Raw genomic sequence first — 304 nt, forward strand, 5'->3', positions numbered from 1 at the left:
AAGGACTCTGCGTGAGAACGCACCTAACGGTTCGCAGTCCTGCGAACAATCTGAAATCTGGCGATTCCAGCTACGATTCGTAGAAATGTTGATCGCAGCCTTGCTGACGCGGCGGGTTGTGACGCGACAAGCGAGGTTCGGATGTAGCCGGATCACCGACTCAGAGGCCTGAGTCGGCTACGTGTCTGTGACTTCTTAGCGTCTTCACGGCGACCATCCATCGCCGAAGCTGCAAAAGCTCGAACACATCGCCTGTCGTAGCCGATTCAGGCTCTGAATCGGCCTCCCCAACACGATCAGGAAT

Origin of the sequence: Rhodopirellula sp. UBA1907, from assembly GCF_002337565.1 — a bacterium.
GTDB lineage: Bacteria > Planctomycetota > Planctomycetia > Pirellulales > Pirellulaceae > Rhodopirellula > Rhodopirellula europaea.